This is a genomic window from Parashewanella hymeniacidonis, from assembly GCF_016900895.1.
In the GTDB taxonomy this organism is placed as follows: Bacteria; Pseudomonadota; Gammaproteobacteria; order Enterobacterales; family Shewanellaceae; genus Parashewanella; species Parashewanella hymeniacidonis.
Window position 1 is genome coordinate 13,937 of record NZ_JAFEUN010000056.1, and the last position, 17,684, is coordinate 31,620.

18 protein-coding genes are annotated in these 17,684 nt (G+C 41.9%); 8 read left to right on the forward strand and 10 right to left on the reverse strand.

The window, feature by feature from the left end; all coding sequences use genetic code 11:
* Positions 1–4 precede the first annotated feature (4 nt).
* The 4 genes from JQC92_RS12215 to JQC92_RS12225 form a co-directional block, all read right to left on the reverse strand.
* On the reverse strand, positions 5–559 hold the full coding sequence (locus JQC92_RS12215; RefSeq protein WP_204999921.1) for a DUF4124 domain-containing protein: 555 nt from the start codon (positions 557–559) through the stop codon (positions 5–7).
* A gap of 62 nt (positions 560–621) precedes the next feature.
* Positions 622–948 (reverse strand): hypothetical protein, encoded by a 327-nt coding sequence (locus tag JQC92_RS23190; RefSeq protein ID WP_420851315.1) that lies wholly within the window; start codon positions 946–948, stop codon positions 622–624.
* On the reverse strand, positions 945–1,169 hold the full coding sequence (locus JQC92_RS23195; protein WP_420851316.1) for an iron-containing alcohol dehydrogenase: 225 nt from the start codon (positions 1,167–1,169) through the stop codon (positions 945–947). The genes JQC92_RS23190 and JQC92_RS23195 overlap by 4 nt, the downstream gene beginning before the upstream one ends.
* Before the next feature lie 27 nt (positions 1,170–1,196).
* Entirely contained in the window at positions 1,197–1,904 is a 708-nt protein-coding gene (locus JQC92_RS12225; protein ID WP_204999922.1) for a YciC family protein, read from the reverse strand.
* A 251-nt stretch (positions 1,905–2,155) separates the two neighbouring features.
* Here JQC92_RS12225 and JQC92_RS12230 point away from each other — a divergent pair, with 251 nt between their 5' ends.
* Entirely contained in the window at positions 2,156–2,782 is a 627-nt protein-coding gene (locus tag JQC92_RS12230) for an energy transducer TonB (protein ID WP_204999923.1), read from the forward strand.
* Between the two features lie 56 nt (positions 2,783–2,838).
* On the opposite strand, the gene yjeH is transcribed toward JQC92_RS12230, so the two are convergent.
* Entirely contained in the window at positions 2,839–4,086 is a 1,248-nt protein-coding gene (gene yjeH, locus JQC92_RS12235; protein ID WP_204999924.1) for an L-methionine/branched-chain amino acid transporter, read from the reverse strand.
* A gap of 186 nt (positions 4,087–4,272) precedes the next feature.
* Between yjeH and JQC92_RS12240 the strand changes: the two genes are divergently transcribed.
* Entirely contained in the window at positions 4,273–4,701 is a 429-nt protein-coding gene (locus JQC92_RS12240) for a winged helix-turn-helix transcriptional regulator (RefSeq protein ID WP_204999925.1), read from the forward strand.
* 24 nt (positions 4,702–4,725) lie between these two features.
* On the opposite strand, the gene JQC92_RS12245 is transcribed toward JQC92_RS12240, so the two are convergent.
* The 5 genes from JQC92_RS12245 to ftsY all read right to left on the reverse strand — a co-directional run bounded on the left by JQC92_RS12245 (position 4,726) and on the right by ftsY (position 10,539).
* On the reverse strand, positions 4,726–5,121 hold the full coding sequence (locus JQC92_RS12245) for a hypothetical protein (protein ID WP_204999926.1): 396 nt from the start codon (positions 5,119–5,121) through the stop codon (positions 4,726–4,728).
* 976 nt (positions 5,122–6,097) lie between these two features.
* On the reverse strand, positions 6,098–6,955 hold the full coding sequence (gene rpoH / locus JQC92_RS12250; RefSeq protein WP_204999927.1) for an RNA polymerase sigma factor RpoH: 858 nt from the start codon (positions 6,953–6,955) through the stop codon (positions 6,098–6,100).
* Positions 6,956–7,147: 192 nt separating this feature from the next.
* Positions 7,148–8,125 (reverse strand): permease-like cell division protein FtsX, encoded by a 978-nt coding sequence (ftsX, locus tag JQC92_RS12255; RefSeq protein WP_204999928.1) that lies wholly within the window; start codon positions 8,123–8,125, stop codon positions 7,148–7,150.
* A complete protein-coding gene (ftsE, locus tag JQC92_RS12260; RefSeq protein WP_204999929.1) occupies positions 8,122–8,817 on the reverse strand; it encodes a cell division ATP-binding protein FtsE in 696 nt (231 codons plus the stop codon). The genes ftsX and ftsE overlap by 4 nt, the downstream gene beginning before the upstream one ends.
* Before the next feature lie 180 nt (positions 8,818–8,997).
* On the reverse strand, positions 8,998–10,539 hold the full coding sequence (gene ftsY / locus JQC92_RS12265) for a signal recognition particle-docking protein FtsY (RefSeq protein WP_204999930.1): 1,542 nt from the start codon (positions 10,537–10,539) through the stop codon (positions 8,998–9,000).
* 148 nt (positions 10,540–10,687) lie between these two features.
* Here ftsY and rsmD point away from each other — a divergent pair, with 148 nt between their 5' ends.
* The 6 genes from rsmD to JQC92_RS12295 all read left to right on the forward strand — a co-directional run bounded on the left by rsmD (position 10,688) and on the right by JQC92_RS12295 (position 17,610).
* Positions 10,688–11,269, forward strand: a complete 582-nt coding sequence (gene rsmD / locus JQC92_RS12270; protein ID WP_204999931.1) for a 16S rRNA (guanine(966)-N(2))-methyltransferase RsmD — start codon at positions 10,688–10,690, stop codon at positions 11,267–11,269.
* Between the two features lie 71 nt (positions 11,270–11,340).
* Positions 11,341–11,703, forward strand: coding sequence for a hypothetical protein (locus JQC92_RS12275; protein WP_204999932.1), 363 nt, complete (start codon positions 11,341–11,343; stop codon positions 11,701–11,703).
* A gap of 71 nt (positions 11,704–11,774) precedes the next feature.
* Positions 11,775–13,007: an efflux RND transporter periplasmic adaptor subunit gene (locus JQC92_RS12280; RefSeq protein WP_204999933.1), complete on the forward strand. Its 1,233-nt coding sequence runs from the start codon at positions 11,775–11,777 to the stop codon at positions 13,005–13,007.
* A gap of 8 nt (positions 13,008–13,015) precedes the next feature.
* Positions 13,016–16,147, forward strand: coding sequence for an efflux RND transporter permease subunit (locus tag JQC92_RS12285; protein ID WP_204999934.1), 3,132 nt, complete (start codon positions 13,016–13,018; stop codon positions 16,145–16,147).
* An 87-nt stretch (positions 16,148–16,234) separates the two neighbouring features.
* Positions 16,235–17,224, forward strand: coding sequence for a ribonuclease T2 family protein (locus JQC92_RS12290; protein WP_204999935.1), 990 nt, complete (start codon positions 16,235–16,237; stop codon positions 17,222–17,224).
* Positions 17,225–17,421: 197 nt separating this feature from the next.
* Positions 17,422–17,610: a hypothetical protein gene (locus JQC92_RS12295; RefSeq protein ID WP_204999936.1), complete on the forward strand. Its 189-nt coding sequence runs from the start codon at positions 17,422–17,424 to the stop codon at positions 17,608–17,610.
* Positions 17,611–17,684 lie beyond the last annotated feature (74 nt).

The window sequence follows — 17,684 nt, forward strand, 5'->3', positions numbered from 1 at the left end:
AATTTTACTGAGTTGGGATAGGTGCTGGTGAGTTGTGTTTAAATAACTTCGAAAATCGATGCAGATAAATTGTCACGACTTCGCTTGTCGCTATCGCTTTGTTATCTTTATTGACCAGTGAAACCTGCAATTTGTGCTCGCCACGATCAACATTACTCAAACTGAATGAGCCATATTGCTGCGGGCCAGCTACTGGCTTACCATCCATAAGTAAGAGGTAATTGAGACCATGTTTTGGCACTGAGGTTGACGATATCACAGTAAAGTTACCACGATTGTCTCGGATGGTTTGCTGATCAGTTGGAGAAGTAATTTTTACATTGATTTCAGCGCCGTCAGTTTCTTTTTTAGGCTGTTTTTTGGGCGTTGGTGGAGCAACAAATTTAAAGGTATTTTCGGTACGTGGATTCGGTTTAACAACTTCTGCACCTTTACGAGGTACATCAGAGTAATGAACCTTACCGTCTTTATCGACCCATTTATAGACGGTGGCAACAGCGCTGAAACTCGATATCAGCGCGATCATAAGACAAATTAACCAATCACTTCCTTTGTGCATAGTTCATCCTTCATTTAAGCTAAAAAGTTAACGTGCCCCTAGCAAAATTTTACGGCGACTTTCTAAGTCGATACTTTGATGTTCACCCAATGCGACCATGCCATGCTTTTAAGCTGAGAGATCAAGGCATCGATATCAGACTCACCAATACCGTAATCTTTCAAACGAGTGCGAATGTCTAAGCTTTCAAAAAAATCTTGAGTTTGATTGATAGCTGTATCCACTTTTTCGTCATCGGAGCCTGTTTTAATACCCCACACTCGTTCAGCATAATGCACTAACTTTGCTTTTTTCGTCTCTTTAGTATGGCGTAAAAGTGACGGTAATACGATGGCTAAGGTTCTGGCATGATCAATATCATGCAGTGCCGTTAGCTCATGACCAATCATATGTGTAGCCCAATCTTGTGGGGCTCAATACCATTAAACTCAACCACATCACGTTGCTTTAATGCTGCTACAACTTCATCGAGAGTACCTGTGGCTTGCGCACTGTTTCCACCAAGTGAAATCATGACCTTAGCACCCGAAGGTACTAAAGCATCCAGTTGCTCAATTTGTCCTTTACCAAAGAAAATCCGTGTTGGATTATAAAATTCAAGATTTTGCATCTTGTGTCTCTTCGGTTAGGTTAACACTTAGTCATGCACATTTTCACGGTTCAGCATATACAAACGATACAGCGCAACCGTGACGAATAAACTGAAGAAAAAACCGAAAATATTAACAACAAAAATGGCCCCTTCACCTAACGAGCTGACGCTGGTTGCGATAACAGTAAACACAAGTGAAATCGGTAGAGACATGAGCAATATAGCCAGTGTTGGAAAAAATATAGGCTTAGTGAAATTGAAGCTGTCTTTAATGGCTTGCAGTGGCGTAATGTGCTCTACAACTACCATAAAATTCACATAAGACAGTCTTACTGCAATAAATACCGATACAACGATACCAATTAAAGCCCCCAACTCCTTTAATGCAGCAATGAGCACAAATATAGGGCCAAAAATAGCCATACCAGTGAAAACCATAGTAAGTAACATTGGCGGCACAAAATTAAGGCTAGTAAACAAGACTTGCCTAACGGTTGGATTATGACCATCTGACACTACTTGCAAAAACAGTGTCAAAGTGGAGATTAACCATGAAAACAGCAATATTCCCAAAAACATTACGCCTAGATGTATTCCATCTATTTGAGGGGCTTCTGGGTTCATTTTACCCAGCTCAATACCGAGCCATGATTGAATAGCCACTACGCCAATGATTAACGGCATAGTGAGCATCGCCAATTGACGAAGGTGATTTTTAAAGAAGTGAAAAGCTTCATTTAAAACAGCTGACAAAGACATAAATTCCCAGCGCTTATATTATTTAAGAAATTAGACCGCTAAGGATACCCAAAATTCAACACTTTTGCACCGCACCTTTCAACGACTTATCTGTGACCCAGTTAGCAAACTGATAAATTTTTAATCAAACATGAAATAAGTTATTAAAAAACACCAAATGTAACAAAATGTTTTGTATTTAGTGGATTTAATGATATCGATTAAAGAGACACCAGTTTATTCTTCACTATGGAGGGGGAATGTTTATGGGAAAGCACACCTTAGTTCGAAGTAGTACTGTCTTGATCCTGGCTGCAATTATCACGCTTGGGCTCTTTTTCTTTATGACACAGCTCTTGGGCGAAACGCCTGAGCCACCGACGGCGCCTACCGCCGTTCCACCAAAAAGCATCAGTATGGACAAAAAGGACATAACTCAAATTGATAAAGTGCATCCACAGCCAGAGCCATACGACCCCTTACCGCCGATTGATCAAACAGCAATAGCCGGAGAAACGCCGCTCGATACCAGAACACCATTACCTGATGGCGGTAATGATCTGCACTTACCTGAAATTCCGAACGTCTCAGGTGAAGACTTTAACTATGCCAGCGCAGATAAATCGGCAACTCCTATGGTTCAAGTGCAACCACAATACCCCATTGATGCTGCACGTGACGGTAAAGAAGGCTGGGTATTAGTGAAGTTCGATATTAACAATCAGGGTCAAGTTATCAATGCTGAAGTACTTGATGCTGATCCCAAGCGAACGTTTGATAAAGAAGCACTTCGAGCAGTAAAAAAGTGGAAGTACCAACCCAAAGTAGAAGAAGGGATTACCGTTGCTCAAAACAATCAACAAGTGAAGTTAGACTTTAAATTGGATAATTAATGCTAAAAAACAACAAAAACACCAGTCGCTTTGCTGGTGTTTTTTATTTTAGTCAATTAACCGACTCGAACAGACTTACGATATAAATAATGTTTTTGCCACCATAAAAACGGGATTACAGCAGCGGTCAGTAGAAAAGCGTAAGCCATATTGACTCCCAGAGCCATGCCCATTGCAATGCAGAAACCACAGCCAACGATCACCCAAGGTAAGTACTTTTTGCTCAGTAGCTTCACTGCTGACAGCATCGCCATTAAATAGATAATGACAAAGACTCCATTACTCCATGAAATTAATTGCTCTAAATCTTGTTCAAAAACGTAGGTTAAAATCAGCACGGAAGCCATGACCAATAAAATCACATTCATTGCACGCTCAGGTACTTTTCGTTCGTTTACTTTATTAAACCAACTTGGCAATATGCCTTCTTGACTAAAACTACGAGTCAAACGAGCTGCACTGGCGCTGTATACATTTACCGTGGCTAAACCACTGGTGATCCCTAAAATACCGATAATTTGCTGACCATAACCACCCAATAACTGATTAAATACCCCAATCATAGCTAAGCTTTCATCCGTTGGGACAAGCAGCAATAACAAAGTACAAGCCACATAAACCACGCCGACCAACACCACACCGATCATCATCGCTGGCAGCATGTCTTTCTCTGGGCTCTCAAAATCATCAGCCAAATGAGTCATGGCTTCAATACCTAAAAAACTCCAAAAAGCGATACCTGCTGCAACCAACATTAACGAAAACTCTGGTGCAGCATGAGTATCAAGACTAACAAACTTCGCAGTATTCGTTGTGCCTGCACCAAATAACATCACCACAATCGTGACCACAGCCAGTGTCAGTGCAAACTGCATTTTGGCTGACACTTGTAGTCCTTGCCGCCCAACGATGAATAGCCCGAATACCAATACCAGTTGCAGTAGTAACTGACCAAAACCTGATACATGAAATAACGAATCAACAAATTGAAACGTCATTAAAATCGCTGCTGGAGAGCCCACTGGCACCACTAACAAGAAAATCAGCCCCATGGTTCTGCCCATGGTGCGGCCAAACGCTTTCTCGACAAAGTAAGCTGGACCAGCGGCATGAGGATACACGCTCGCCAATTTTCCGAAAATCAGTGTGACCGGAATAATGGTAACCGTGAGCGCTAACCACGCCCAAAGCGCACCTTTACCGGCAACATCTACCGTCATTTGCGGTAAAATAAACACACCTGTCCCCAACAATGTGGTAGCCATTAACCCAGCACCTTGCCAGCGTCCGATCGTTGATTTCATTGTTTATTCAAACTCTATTATTGGGCTAACAGCCCTTATCCATTCCAATTGCGCAAATTATAATGTTATTCTTATTTTCTTTCTGCGTTTTGCGCCCGACAAACACAAGTATTAATCCGACAGTTTGACGGAAATTTTCATTTAAACCGACAATTTGACGGTGATTAATATTTAGGAAAAATTATCGTGGATAAGTTTGATACCGCTATCATCAATGAGTTAAGAAAAGATGCTCGCCAAAGCGTGTCTCATATTGCTCATCAAGTGAACCTATCGCGCAGCGCTGTTTCTGATCGCATCAAGAAACTGGAGCAATCAGGCATCATTCGTGGCTACCAAGTAATGCTGAGTGAATCTCAAAAAGAGGGCGTAAGTGCCTATTTTGAGGTTCAGCACGAATGCGCTCGCTGCGCTGAAGTGATTCATATTTTTCAAGAAGTTCCAGAAGTCATCACCTGTCATGGCATCAGCGGCGATATGGATCTTTTAGTTTTTATCAAAGCCAAAAGTATGCGCCGCCTGCATGAGATCCGCGAACTGTTTGATGGAACACCTGATATTGTGAAGATCAAAACTCACGTAGTGATGAGTGAGTGGATTAATAATTTGGGGTGATGTGACTAAAGGGTAAGCAAATTTTCAATGCTCAAAACTATACAGTTTTTTGACCGAAGTAATGAAACCTGAATCACTTATACCAAGTACTTCACTGCTGTATACGAAAGTCCCCTTAATTTGAACAAACTGTCCGTTCAAATTCGAAAACTTCTTTTTTTGCTCATTGGTTAATTCTATTACTAACCTGTTTGGTATTGAGTCAAAACCTGCCATTTCCGAATTCAAATACAGTAACGCCTTACTACCCTTTATTTTAAAAACGCCATGAACAAGAACAATCTCATCATGAAATTTTTCAGGCGTAGCTATCAGTTTAATCATCGATACTGTGCACTGTTGATATTGAAATTTCAGACAACTTCCATAAGAACTAACTGAAATACATATGAACACCAAAGTAAAAAGCAATCTTTTCATTTTCATAACCTCCATTGTAACAGTTTTTATTTTAGGATTTAGTCATATGATAGTTAAAAATAACGCTTCCCTTAGATATATAAACAAGTTACTAAATAAGATGTTTAATTTAACCTATAGTACTGAAATTATTACATATTCTAAATAAGCAATTTATGACTCACTAGTGCATTCGGGATAATTAGCTGGGAAAGCGCTTCGCACTTTAAAACGTCGTGGGCTTCCCACCCACACCCGAGAAAGAAGGGAGTTCACCAGCAAACTCCCCTCTTCCATCTCCCCATGCCGCCCTACAAAGTTAAACGTAATTCCTCTTATGGCAAAAAATACCTAACGTTTCCGATGGTGCATCCATGCACCTCGTAACCTAGTGCAGCATCCATGCTGCACTTACGCTATTTTTCACCAACGAAGAATTACAACTTTGCCATGGGGAACATTGTAGCCTGCAAGGTTTCAGTTTTTTTCTAAAAGCTCTTACTTTATTAGACTTATATACTGTTTAAGGGCTGATGCTCCCATCGAAGCTGTTGAAGATATTATTGAATGCAAAATGGCGTGGGCGAGACATGGACGTCGAGCCAAGCTCTGGGGTACAGGTCGTTCTCGCACATCCATGTGCTTCACGACATTCAGGCGTCCTGTCTATCAGATGTACCATCAGAGCTGTTAGTCATTTATTCAATCATATCTGAAACGCTTAGCTTCGTTTGGGCCGCTCAGGGGATTCAAAAGGGGAAGCAGCTGGAGGCTTCCCCTTTTGGCGGTGTGGAGTGCAACTCCACGACTTTATAAATTTCGAAGAAATTTTGCCTCATCTAAAAAGTGATGCTGCGCATCAAAAAGGCGCTGGGCACCCGCCTTTGTGAGTGCGACAAGATAAAGCTGTAGCCATCCATCTCAAAGCAAACCACCAGCCACAAAAAAACCTGCATAGAGCAGGTTTTCATATCAATTCAATCGAAGATTGAAACTATCAATCAACCATACAAGCTTTGATCTTATTCATCGCATTTTTTTCAAGCTGACGAATACGTTCAGCAGACACGTCATACTCAGCTGCGAGCTCTTGCAATGTGGTTTTATCTTCATCCAACCAACGCGCTTGTAGAATGTGTTGGCTGCGTTCATCCAACGTTTTAATCGCTGCAAATAAACGTGTTTGAGCGTTCGCTTCCCAGTTGGCTGCTTCGACATTTGAAGCGACATCTGATGCCTGATCTTCAAGATATTGCGTCGGTGCAAAATCGTTCTCATCATCACTGTCACTGGCTAAATCAAATGCAGGATCTTGTGCGGCCATACGTGATTCCATTTCCATCACGTCTTTTTTACTCACACCAAGATTATCAGCCACCATGCCGACTTCGTCGTCACTGAACCAACCCAAACGTTTTTTCGATTTACGAAGGTTAAAGAATAATTTGCGCTGTGCTTTGGTGGTAGCAACTTTCACAATACGCCAGTTTTTCAGTACGTACTCGTGAATTTCTGCTTTAATCCAATGCACTGCAAATGAAACCAAACGTACACCCACCGTTGGATCAAAGCGTTTTACTGCCTTCATCAAACCGATGTTGCCTTCTTGGATTAAGTCAGATTGTGGAAGACCATAACCTGAATAGCCTTTAGCGACGTGAGCCACAAAGCGAAGGTGCGACATAATCAGTTCTTTCGCCGCCTGTAAATCACCGGTTTCTTGTAAACGCTTTGCCAGTTCATATTCTTTTTCTGCGTCCAGCATCGGAATGTGGTTAACAGACTGAACATAAGCCTCAAGACTGCTGCTTCCCTGTGGAACCATCAATGCCATTGATTGCGCTTTAGAGGTCATTTACTCTCCTACTCTTTATTCACGAAAAAACAAGCATTACGCTTGTTTGTCTTAGCACTATCTAATATTTGACAATTTATGTCAATAACTTTGCCGATAGCAGTTATAAGTTTATGTTACTGGATATGACAGTCAAATTTTATGACAGTTTCAAGATTAACTTTTTTTAACCTAAGGTCAGATCTTACAAAATTAACTCGGTTCAATCCGTCTTAAATGTTGCTTCACTGAGATATAGGACCCGAGCCAACCCAAAAAAGATGCAAAAAAGATTAATAACAACATTTCATGACCAGATAATGACTGTAATGAACCTGTTGTATCATATAAATCCAGCAGTTCTAGCATTGAGTTATCTAGGTACCACACCAGTAAATTAACGATCACTCCGGCTATCATCCCAGCAATGACTCCATACCAGATGCCAGTATAAAGAAAGGGGCGTTGGATAAAGGCTTCTGTCGCACCCACCAGCTTCATGATTTCAATTTCGCTTCGTCGGTTCATAATAGCAAGGCGGATAGTGTTGCCGATAACTAAAATCACCGCACCGACCAACAATAACGCAATGGCCATTACACCGCTTTTGAACACATGGACCAACGCTTGTAGGCGTTCGAGCCATTCAATGTCTAAACGGCCAAAACTCACTTCAGGCTCTTGTTGGAGCTTGGTCAATAAATCTTTTGCTCGATTGGGGCTAGCATGACTTAAATTAGGCGTGACAGTCACCACTGCGGGTAATGGATTCTCATCCAAATAAGCTAAAGCATCACCAAAGCCTGATAATCGCTGAAATTCATCTAGCGCTTTTTTACGGCTGATGTAACCGACTTCACTCACTTCAGGGTAGGCTTTAACACGGGTGATGAAGCTGTCTATCGCTCGCTCACTTTTGGTTGGCTCGATAAATAACGAAATTTGTGCAGCGTTATCCCATGAATGAGTCACCACTTCAGCGTTTTTTACTAACACTTGCAACGCCGCAGGTAAACTCAAGCTCACCCCCAATACTGCCATCGTCATTAACGATGAGATAGGGTTACGCCATACTTCACCCATACTGGAAAAAGCTTGCTGTATGTGGCGCACAAAAAACATCACTATGCGGCCAGAAAGTGGCAACTTACTTTGGTGTAGCTGTTGTGTGGGCGATTTACGCTGACTCATTGCATTTCACCTCGAGCGGGTTCAATGTCAAGAGATTCACTACCAAACAATCGTCCTCGCTTTAGGGTTAACGTTCGGTACTTCATTCGAGCAATCAAACCTAAATCATGAGTCGCAATCATGACACTGGTTCCCGCATCGTTAAGCATTTCAAATAAATTGAGGATATCTACGGACAACTTTGGATCAAGGTTACCCGTTGGTTCATCAGCCAAAATCAGTGGTGGCTTATTAACAATGGCTCGAGCGATACCAACTCGTTGCTGCTCACCGCCAGATAACATCATCGGCATGTGCTTTTCTTTACCGAATAGCCCAACCATATCCAAAGCTCCTGCCACACGTTTACGGATCTCAGCTATGGAATATCCTTCAATAATCAATGGCAGTGCGACATTATCAAAAACGGTTTTTTCCATCAGCAGGTTATGATTCTGAAAAATCATGCCGATTTTACGACGTAGGTAAGGCGTTTGTTTGCGCTTAAGGCGGGAAATATCAAAACCATCAATGGCCACTCGACCAGCGCTAGGCTTCTCAATTGCAGTGATTAATTTGAGTAAGGTACTTTTACCTGCGCCACTGTGACCAGTTAAAAATGCCATTTCACCTTTTGCTAGATGAAAACTCACATCAGTCAACGCTTTTTGACCGCCTGAATATATTTTGCTTACCTGCTCAAATAAAATCATAGCTTCCGTTGTTTTTACCGTTCACACTGATTAACCGTGTTTATTAGGGCACATTAGTAAGGTCAGTTCAAGATGCAATGATCAGTCACGGCCAAAGATATAGTGAAGATTTGCAGCGCCACAATGACAAAGCAAATCTTCCATTAATTAACACAGTTGAATCATACGAGTGGTGTTTCGTTAATGCGATTCAGACTCCGGTTCTTCAGGACTGAATAATGCATCAATAAAATCTTTAGCAACAAATGGACGTAAGTCGTCAATTTGCTCACCGACACCAATATGACGAATTGGCAATTTAAATTTGTCTGCAATTGCGAAGATAACACCGCCTTTGGCAGTACCATCCATCTTGGTTAGCGTAATGCCCGTCACACCCACCGCTTCTTGGAACAGTTGTGCTTGGTTGATGGCATTTTGACCTGTACTTGCATCTAAGGTCAACATCACTTCATGCGGTGCTGTGTCATCTTGCTTTTTCATTACCCGCACGACTTTTTTCAGCTCTTCCATCAAATGCGATTTATTTTGTAATCGACCTGCGGTATCTGCAATCAGTACGTCAGCATTACGCGCTTTTGCGGCTTGCAGCGCATCAAACAGTACGGAAGCACTGTCGGCACCCGTATGTTGAGCGATCACCGGGATATCATTGCGTTGTCCCCAGACTTGCAACTGCTCGACGGCGGCCGCACGGAAGGTGTCACCCGCTGCCAACATAACAGACTTGCCTTGACTCTGATATTGTTTTGCAAGTTTACCGATGGTGGTGGTTTTACCCACACCATTAACGCCAACCATTAAGATCACAAATGGACCTTCTTGTCCTTCTGGTAATTCAGGCACCAATGGCTCAGCAACAGGCTCAAGTGTATCTTGCATTTCTTGACGCATTAAATCATACAACGCTTCAGCATCTTTTAACTGCTTACGCGAGGCATGGTCGGTTAAACTGTCGATTAACCGAGTAGTGGTTTCTACGCCTACATCGGCAATCAATAATTGCTCTTCAAGTTCTTCGAACAGCTCATCATCGATCTTTTTGCCTTTAAATAGGCCAATAAAACCACTACCAATGTTTTCACTGGTACGTTTTAAACTGCGTTTTAGGCGAGCAAACAACCCTTCTTTTTGCGGTTTTTGTTGTGGCTCAGGTTGAACGTCTTCAACAACCTCTAGCGATTCTTCGGTGGTTTCTGCGGCTGCAAGTTCGACATCATCAACCGTTTCAGAAACGACCTCATCAACGATAAGCTCAGGTTCATCTTGAACTCCATCAATGATTTCAGATTCAGACTTAACCGCTTCAATTTCTACATTTGGCTCTGGCTCTGGCTCTGGCTCTGGCTCTGGCTCTGGCTCTGGCTCTGGCTCTGGCTCTGGCTCTGGCTCTGGCTCTGGCTCTGGCTCTGGCTCTGCAACAACATGAGAGACATCATCCTTTGGCGCAAGTGTTTGTTGCGATTCAACTTCATTTTCTTGCGATGTTTGATTTGAGTCAGTCGACGTGACATTCGATATATCTTCCGTTCGTTCATTTGGTGTAGATTGAGCTTGTGACTCAGGCTCTTGAGGTACTGATGAATTTTGCTCTGCTTCAAGAGTAGCACTGATTTCAGTGGTGGATTCTACTTCTGGAGTATCTAGCGATTGCGACTCTTCTTGAGTCTGTTTTTTGGACTTGTCCCGACGGAACCAAGAGAAAAAGCCTTTTTTAGCCATTGCGTTTCCTAGCACACGATAAAAATTAGCGCATGAATCGGACTGAAATCATAAGGTTTCCCTTATCTCTTTAGTCAGATTCATTTAAAATAATCAAATTCCATCAATAGTATCATCTTCTTGAGATTCAAGACACAGTAGGAACTTCATGGCTAAAAATAAATCGGCTTCTCATCACATTCGTATTATTTCAGGCCAATGGCGTAGCCGAAAGCTCCCAGTCCATGATCTTGAAGGTTTACGCCCAACCACAGATCGCATTAAAGAAACGGTTTTTAACTGGTTAATGACGGACGTGAAAAACGCACGAGTGCTCGATTGTTTTGCAGGTAGTGGTAGCTTAGGTTTTGAAGCCTTATCCCGTTACGCTCAATTTACACAATTTTTTGAGTTGAACCCTCAAGCAGCAAAACAGTTAACAACTAACTTAGCAACCTTAAATTGCGATAATGCTCGTGTTTCTCAAGGTGATACATTATCTCTATTGGAGCAACCACCAGCACAAGGGTTTGATCTTGTATTTATTGACCCTCCGTTTAGGAAAGGGTTAGCTGAGCCTGTTATCCAGCAGCTCTCGGAGAAAAAATGGTTAGCTAATGATGCATTAGTTTACGTTGAGACTGAGTCTGAACTTCAACACTTAGCGACACCAACGCATTGGTCACTATTAAAAGAAAAATCTGCCGGACAAGTCACAAGTCGCTTATATTTAGTACAAGCAGTGAAATAATTTCCTGCTTTTACCGATCTAATCATATGTTAGACTCGTAACGATTGAAAAAGGACATTTAGCATTATTCAATGAGCAATTTAAAGCGTGGCTTTTTAATCATCAATTTGTGTGTACTACTCACTCAGAGCATGCTGGTGACGGCTGCGCCAATCAAAATGTCTTTGATTTCAATGAACGTACAAGCTCAAATGTTGCAATCAATCGATTGCCATCAGCAAGATAAAGCACAACATATTTGTTGCCAACAATACGGCGAGAAACACCTGTGTAATAGTGAGTGTGGTCAGTGTTTCGCAACCAGTGCCAGCGCCAATATACTCATGAACATACCGTTATTTGATGTAAATTTTGATCAAGAAAGTCATTTTTCATATTTAACCTTTTTTTATCACTTCAGTCCTGATGATGGACTTCGCCCTCCTATCGCCTAACCAAACCTCAAATTCTATTACTTTACCCTCTTGATTGAGTGGTGTTTTCTAAAAAATAACAAGGTGTTGTTATGCGGTTTTTTATTCGAATATTGATTTTTATTGGCTTAGTGTTAAGTGCTAATGTTATTGTTGCAAGCGCCAGTCATGAACCGGCGGTACACTCTGCAAAATTTGCACTCAACCAAACACAATTCGTGTGTCCAATGCACAGCCATATTGTCAAAGATCATCAAGGCACTTGCCCAATTTGCGGTATGGATTTAGTTGAAATTATACCCTCTAATGAGAATATGCCCTCATCAGTCATTCAAGTTTCTGGCGAGCTCCAACAAGCCTTGGCGATTAAAGTTGAAGCGGTAAGAAAGCAAACCCTATGGCAGTATTTAAAAACCATCGGCCAAGTGCAATATGATGAAAGCCAGATTTATCACCAGCATTCTCGAGTGTCAGGCTGGGTTGAAAAGCTGGCCATTAATAGCGAAGGTGAGCAAGTCAAAAAAGGGCAATTACTTTACCAACTTTATTCACCGGAACTGATCAACGCTCAAGGCGATTACCTTTTAGCCTTGGATACGTATCAACGAAATCAATCACAAGCACAATATACTGATTTGGTTGCTCGTGCTCAGCAGCGATTGGAATTATTAGGCGTTGACCGTCAGCAAATTGAAGTCCTTAAAAAGACCAAGAAGAGTCAGCTTTTGGTAAACTACTACGCACAAAAAGATGGCGTAGTTCAAACGCTTAATGTACGCCAAGGCATGTTCATTGAGCCTAAAATTGAAGTGCTCGCTATTGCTGACTTACAGCATCTTTGGGTCATTGCCGAGATTTTTGAGCCCAATTTGCCATGGCTTGCAAAGGGCGTCAGTGCTGAAGTCAGTCCTCTTGCAGAAAACAAGCGTACATTCAACGGTAAACTTGATTATATCTATCCTGAACTGGACCCTGTGACTCGCAGTATCAGGGCAAGAATCATTCTTCCCAGTGACGAAATGCATCTTAAAGCCAGTAGCTTAGTGGACATTTCTTTATTCGGTGGCCCCAAACACAATGTGTTGACCGTTCCTCAAGAAGCCTTGATCCAAATTGATGACCAAAATCGAGTCATCGTTCAAGATTCGGATAATACCTTCGCTGCAGCCATTGTTGAGGTGGGTATCCGTCGCCAAGGCCGTGCTGAAATTTTATCTGGTCTCAAGGAAGGTCAAAACGTGGTGGTGTCAGGGCAATTCTTACTCGATTCCGAAGCCAGTTTGCGTGGCAGTTTAATTCGTCTGTCTAATCAGCATCAGCACTAGGAGAGGATATGATAAAAAGAATCATCTCTTTAGCGCTCTCGCAACGATTAATCGTATTGCTGTTAAGCGCCATGTTGGGGTTTTGGGGTGTCGTTGAATTAAAACGGACCCCCTTAGATGCATTGCCGGATCTGTCTGATGTTCAGGTGATCGTCAAAACATCGTTTGCTGGCCAAGCACCACAATTGATAGAGCAACAAATCACGTATCCACTTTCCAATGTTTTATTAGCGGTTCCAGGTGCTAAGGCTGTACGTGGATATTCGTTCTTTGGTGACTCCTATATCTATGTAATTTTTGATGATAATACCGATCTTTACTGGGCCCGTAGCCGAGTTCAAGAAACCTTATCTCAATCAAGTTATGTTTTACCTGCTGGCGTACAGCCGCAAATTGGCCCTGATGCATCTGGTGTCGGTTGGGTATTTGAGTATGCGCTGGTTGATGGCCGTGGTACACAAGATTTATCTGATCTCACCAGTTTGCAAAATTGGTACTTAAAACAAGGATTGCAAAGCGTTGCAGGTGTAGCAGAAGTGGCCACTATTGGTGGCATGGAACAAAGCTATCAAATTGTACTCAACCCCAGCCGACTTGTTGATCATAAAATTGATATCGACACAGTCGTTCAAGCTGTTAAACAAAGCAACCGCAATGTTGGTGGCTCTGTGATTGAAATGGGTGAGGCCGAGTACATGGTGCGCTCTCCGGGTTATCTCACGAGTATTGCGCACATCGAACAAATTCCATTAGGAAGTGTCAGTCCTTCTGGACGTGCTATATTGCTCAAAGACGTTGCAGACGTTCGCAAAGGACCCGCAGCGAGAAGAGGCATTGCTGAACTGAACGGAGAAGGAGAAGTGGTTGGTGGCATTGTCGTAATGCGCTATAACCAAAACGCTTTAGCCACCATTCAGGCAGTAAAAGCTAAATTAGAGCAGCTCCAAATTGGACTGCCTGATGGCGTTGAAGTCATCCCAACTTATGATCGTTCACAATTGATTCAATCTTCGGTTGATAACCTTCTATTTAAGATCAGTGAAGAAATGTTGGTTGTCGCATTTGTGTGCCTCTTGTTCTTGTTTCATGCTCGCTCAACTCTGGTTGCAATAATAGTATTACCGCTGTCGGTGCTCGGCGCTTTTATTTTCATGCGTCAGTTGGGAATTAATGCCAACATCATGAGCCTAGGTGGGATTGCGATTGCCATAGGAGCTGTCGTAGATGGTGCAATTGTTATGGTCGAAAACTTCCATAAACACCGAGAGTATTTTGATACCGAATTTAAGCGCTTACCCAGTACGCAAGAACATTGGCACTTGGTGCTTAAATCTTGTACCGAAGTTGGACCTGCTCTGTTCTTTTCGCTCTTGATCATTACGTTAAGTTTCGTCCCCGTATTTGCGCTGGAAGCACAAGAAGGAAGGCTATTCTCACCACTGGCTTACACCAAAACTTTTGCCATGGCGGTCGCAGCGTTACTTTCAATTACCCTAATACCCGTTTTAATTGGCTTTATTATTCGAGGGCGTATTCCAAAAGAAACCAGCAACCCATTAAGCCGTTTTTTGATATTCCTGTATAAACCGATCATCAATAAGGTGCTTGAGTTTCCTAAAGTAACCATTGGTATAGCATTAGTTATTTTTGCCAGCAGTTGGTATCCGCTAAGCAAAAGTGGTACTGAGTTTATGCCAGAACTGGATGAAGGTGATTTGCTGTATATGCCCACAACACTGCCAGGGATCAGTGCTGCAAAAGCGGGACAAATTCTGCAGCAAACCGATCGTCTGATCAGCACCTTACCCGAAGTCAAACGAGTATTTGGTAAAGTTGGTCGTGCAGACACCGCCACCGATCCCGCACCATTGACCATGATTGAAACCACCATCATGCTCAAACCAAAAGACGAATGGCGTGCTGATATGACTTTAGACAAGTTAATTGATGAACTACAGCAAACGGTTAACATTCCTGGTTTAACCAATGCTTGGGTGCAACCAATAAAAACTCGCATTGATATGCTGTCTACGGGTATTAAAACCCCTGTAGGTTTAAAGATCAGTGGCGATGATGTGGCAACACTCGAGCAGCTCGGCCAACAAGTCGAACAAGTATTATCTCAACTTAAAGGTACACGCTCTGTCTATGCAGAACGAAGCAGCAGCGGTCGCTACCTTGATATCACACCGAAACTGAATATTGCGGCTCGCTATGGCATTAACCAGCAACAAATTCATAATGTTGTGCGCTATGCCATTGGAGGAATGAAAGTATCAGATTCAATTCAAGGCACAGAACGTTACCCGATTAATGTCCGTTACCCGAGAAATATTCGTGACAATATCGAAAAGCTCAAGCAATTACCTATCGTCACTCAACAAGGTCACTTTTTACCGTTAAGTCAAGTTGCAGACATTAAAATCAACCGTGGTGCGCCGATGATGAAAAGTGAAAATGGTCGCTTGATCAGCTGGGTATTCGTCGATTTAGACGATATTTCTATTGGTGAGTATATCGCTACTGCCAAATCTGTATTAGATTCACAGATCAATGTGCCTGCACGCTATACCTATGAATTTGCAGGCCAATACGAGTATATGCAGCGGGTTAAAGATAAACTTATCATGGTCATCCCTGCGACGTTAGTGATCATTTTCATTCTACTGGTTATGACTTTTGGGCAGACACAGCAAGCCTTAATTGTAATGTCGTCCTTACCTTTTGCTTTGGTGGGCAGCGCTTGGTTGTTGTTTGGCTTAGATATGAATTATTCAACCGCAACAGCGATAGGCATGATTGCCCTCACGGGGGTGGCCGCGGAGTTTAGCGTGATTATGCTGCTCTATCTGAATAACGCCATTGAAGACGCCAAAAGCCAAGGAAAGCTGAATTCACTGTCGGATTTAAAGCAGGCCATTACTCATGGTGCCGTAATGCGAATAAGACCAAAAGCGATGACAGTTGCGACCATTTTCTTTGGTTTATTACCTGTGATGTGGGGAGCTGGATCAGGCAATGAAGTAATGAAAAATATCGCCGCCCCCATGATTGGAGGCATGGTAACCGCACCGATTTTGTCGTTATTAGTATTACCGGCAATTTACCTCATTGTGCATGACAAACACTTAAAAGCTTAACCATTTCTTAATGATACGGGCATCAACTCTGAGGCCTGCCATTTTATGTGCTACTTTTTAAACAATAGAACACTTAAGGCCTCACTTATGAATTGGTTGCAAAGTTTCACTTTTACTGCTTTAACACTGCTATTCTCAGTCAATGTTTTAGCATCTGAAATTGGCGATTTCGAAGCTACTGATGTTTGCCCTATGTTTCAGTCTGAAGCAAAGCAAACCAATCCTGATTCGGTTTTTTCTGAACCCGGTAACCATTATGGCATCATCGAATTTCAAGGTTCGAATGAAAACCCAAGTTGGGTTAGAGTCAATACTTCTGAGGCTCATTCTCCTTATCGATGGATAAAAGGTATTTGCGGCACTTCGACATTTTCCTCAACACCACCTTCAAATGGCGGCGGAAATAGCGGAAGTTGCCATACTACAGGCGAGTATGACTCACATGTTTTAGCTTTATCTTGGCAACCCGGTTTTTGTGACACTCACGGAAATGGAAAGCCTGAATGTGATGCATTAAAAAACGGGAATGGAGAACAGACTGCATCAGAGTTTTCTTTGCACGGCTTGTGGCCAAATAAAGATTCATGCGGCAAGAATTATAATTTTTGTGGAAAAGAAACTCATGAACCCTTTTCTGACATAAAGCTATCTGATGATGCAGTAAAAGCAAAACTCAAGGAGCTGATGCCAAGCACTCAATACAATTCCGATTTAAAAAACCATGAATGGTGGAAACATGGTACTTGCCAAGGTGGCTCTCCTGATGAATATTTTGACTTAGCCACGTCTCTGGTTGATAGAGTGAATCAAAGCTCTTTCGTAACTGATTTTATTCAATCTAATATTGGTAAAACAGTCTCTACTGACCGCTTCAATCAAGCTTTTGATCAAGCATTTGGTGAGAACAGTCACCAACACATTGCTTTAAAGTGCACATCTAATCAATTAGTTGAGATGGATATTCATTTGCCTAAGGTTATTGAAAAAACTCAAACACTGACAGATTTGCTTTATCAATCTAGTACAAACTCCACGAACTCTTGCCCTTCAAATTTCGAAATAAAGAGATCCAATTAAAACTTTGTCTCATTATTTGGTACTTCGGCATGAATAACATTGAACAAAATTTGAAATAGATAGAAAATAGCCAGAATATGCACAATTATTTTTACGGTAAGTGTCATTTGGTTCTTGTTTATATATACAAGCTTAATTAGAGTAAACACATCAAAGTAACATAAAGAAAATGTAAAAATAACAATTTAAAAGCTTTAATGTTTACTCCTCTTTTTTTATCGGTAGCACTTGCTAGCGCAAACCCTACTCAATGGCAATATGAACACCACGTTTCAAGTTTTACCAATGAACAAACCATCTCTTTAGTTGGTAAAAACCCTGACAATTCCGAGTTTTCTGGCTCTTCGTCGTTTAGTGTGGATTTAATGGGTTTGTTTTTGAGATAATAAATCTAGTTTTTGTAGTCAATAATTTAAGAAGTAAATACATGGATGGTAATCAAGTTCTAATGCTTGGCCTT

Coding starts and splice junctions, on each gene's coding strand:
- JQC92_RS12215 (WP_204999921.1), bottom strand. CDS start 559: ATGCACAAAGGAAGTGATTGGTTAATTTGTCTTATGATCGCGCTGATA.
- ftsY (WP_204999930.1), bottom strand. CDS start 10,539: ATGGCTAAAAAAGGCTTTTTCTCTTGGTTCCGTCGGGACAAGTCCAAA.
- JQC92_RS12290 (WP_204999935.1), top strand. CDS start 16,235: ATGAATTGGTTGCAAAGTTTCACTTTTACTGCTTTAACACTGCTATTC.
- JQC92_RS12245 (WP_204999926.1), bottom strand. CDS start 5,121: ATGAAAAGATTGCTTTTTACTTTGGTGTTCATATGTATTTCAGTTAGT.
- JQC92_RS23190 (WP_420851315.1), bottom strand. CDS start 948: ATGATTGGTCATGAGCTAACGGCACTGCATGATATTGATCATGCCAGA.
- JQC92_RS12295 (WP_204999936.1), top strand. CDS start 17,422: ATGTTTACTCCTCTTTTTTTATCGGTAGCACTTGCTAGCGCAAACCCT.
- rpoH (WP_204999927.1), bottom strand. CDS start 6,955: ATGACCTCTAAAGCGCAATCAATGGCATTGATGGTTCCACAGGGAAGC.
- JQC92_RS23195 (WP_420851316.1), bottom strand. CDS start 1,169: ATGCAAAATCTTGAATTTTATAATCCAACACGGATTTTCTTTGGTAAA.
- ftsE (WP_204999929.1), bottom strand. CDS start 8,817: ATGATTTTATTTGAGCAGGTAAGCAAAATATATTCAGGCGGTCAAAAA.
- JQC92_RS12230 (WP_204999923.1), top strand. CDS start 2,156: ATGGGAAAGCACACCTTAGTTCGAAGTAGTACTGTCTTGATCCTGGCT.
- JQC92_RS12275 (WP_204999932.1), top strand. CDS start 11,341: ATGAGCAATTTAAAGCGTGGCTTTTTAATCATCAATTTGTGTGTACTA.
- JQC92_RS12280 (WP_204999933.1), top strand. CDS start 11,775: ATGCGGTTTTTTATTCGAATATTGATTTTTATTGGCTTAGTGTTAAGT.
- ftsX (WP_204999928.1), bottom strand. CDS start 8,125: ATGAGTCAGCGTAAATCGCCCACACAACAGCTACACCAAAGTAAGTTG.
- yjeH (WP_204999924.1), bottom strand. CDS start 4,086: ATGAAATCAACGATCGGACGCTGGCAAGGTGCTGGGTTAATGGCTACC.
- rsmD (WP_204999931.1), top strand. CDS start 10,688: ATGGCTAAAAATAAATCGGCTTCTCATCACATTCGTATTATTTCAGGC.
- JQC92_RS12285 (WP_204999934.1), top strand. CDS start 13,016: ATGATAAAAAGAATCATCTCTTTAGCGCTCTCGCAACGATTAATCGTA.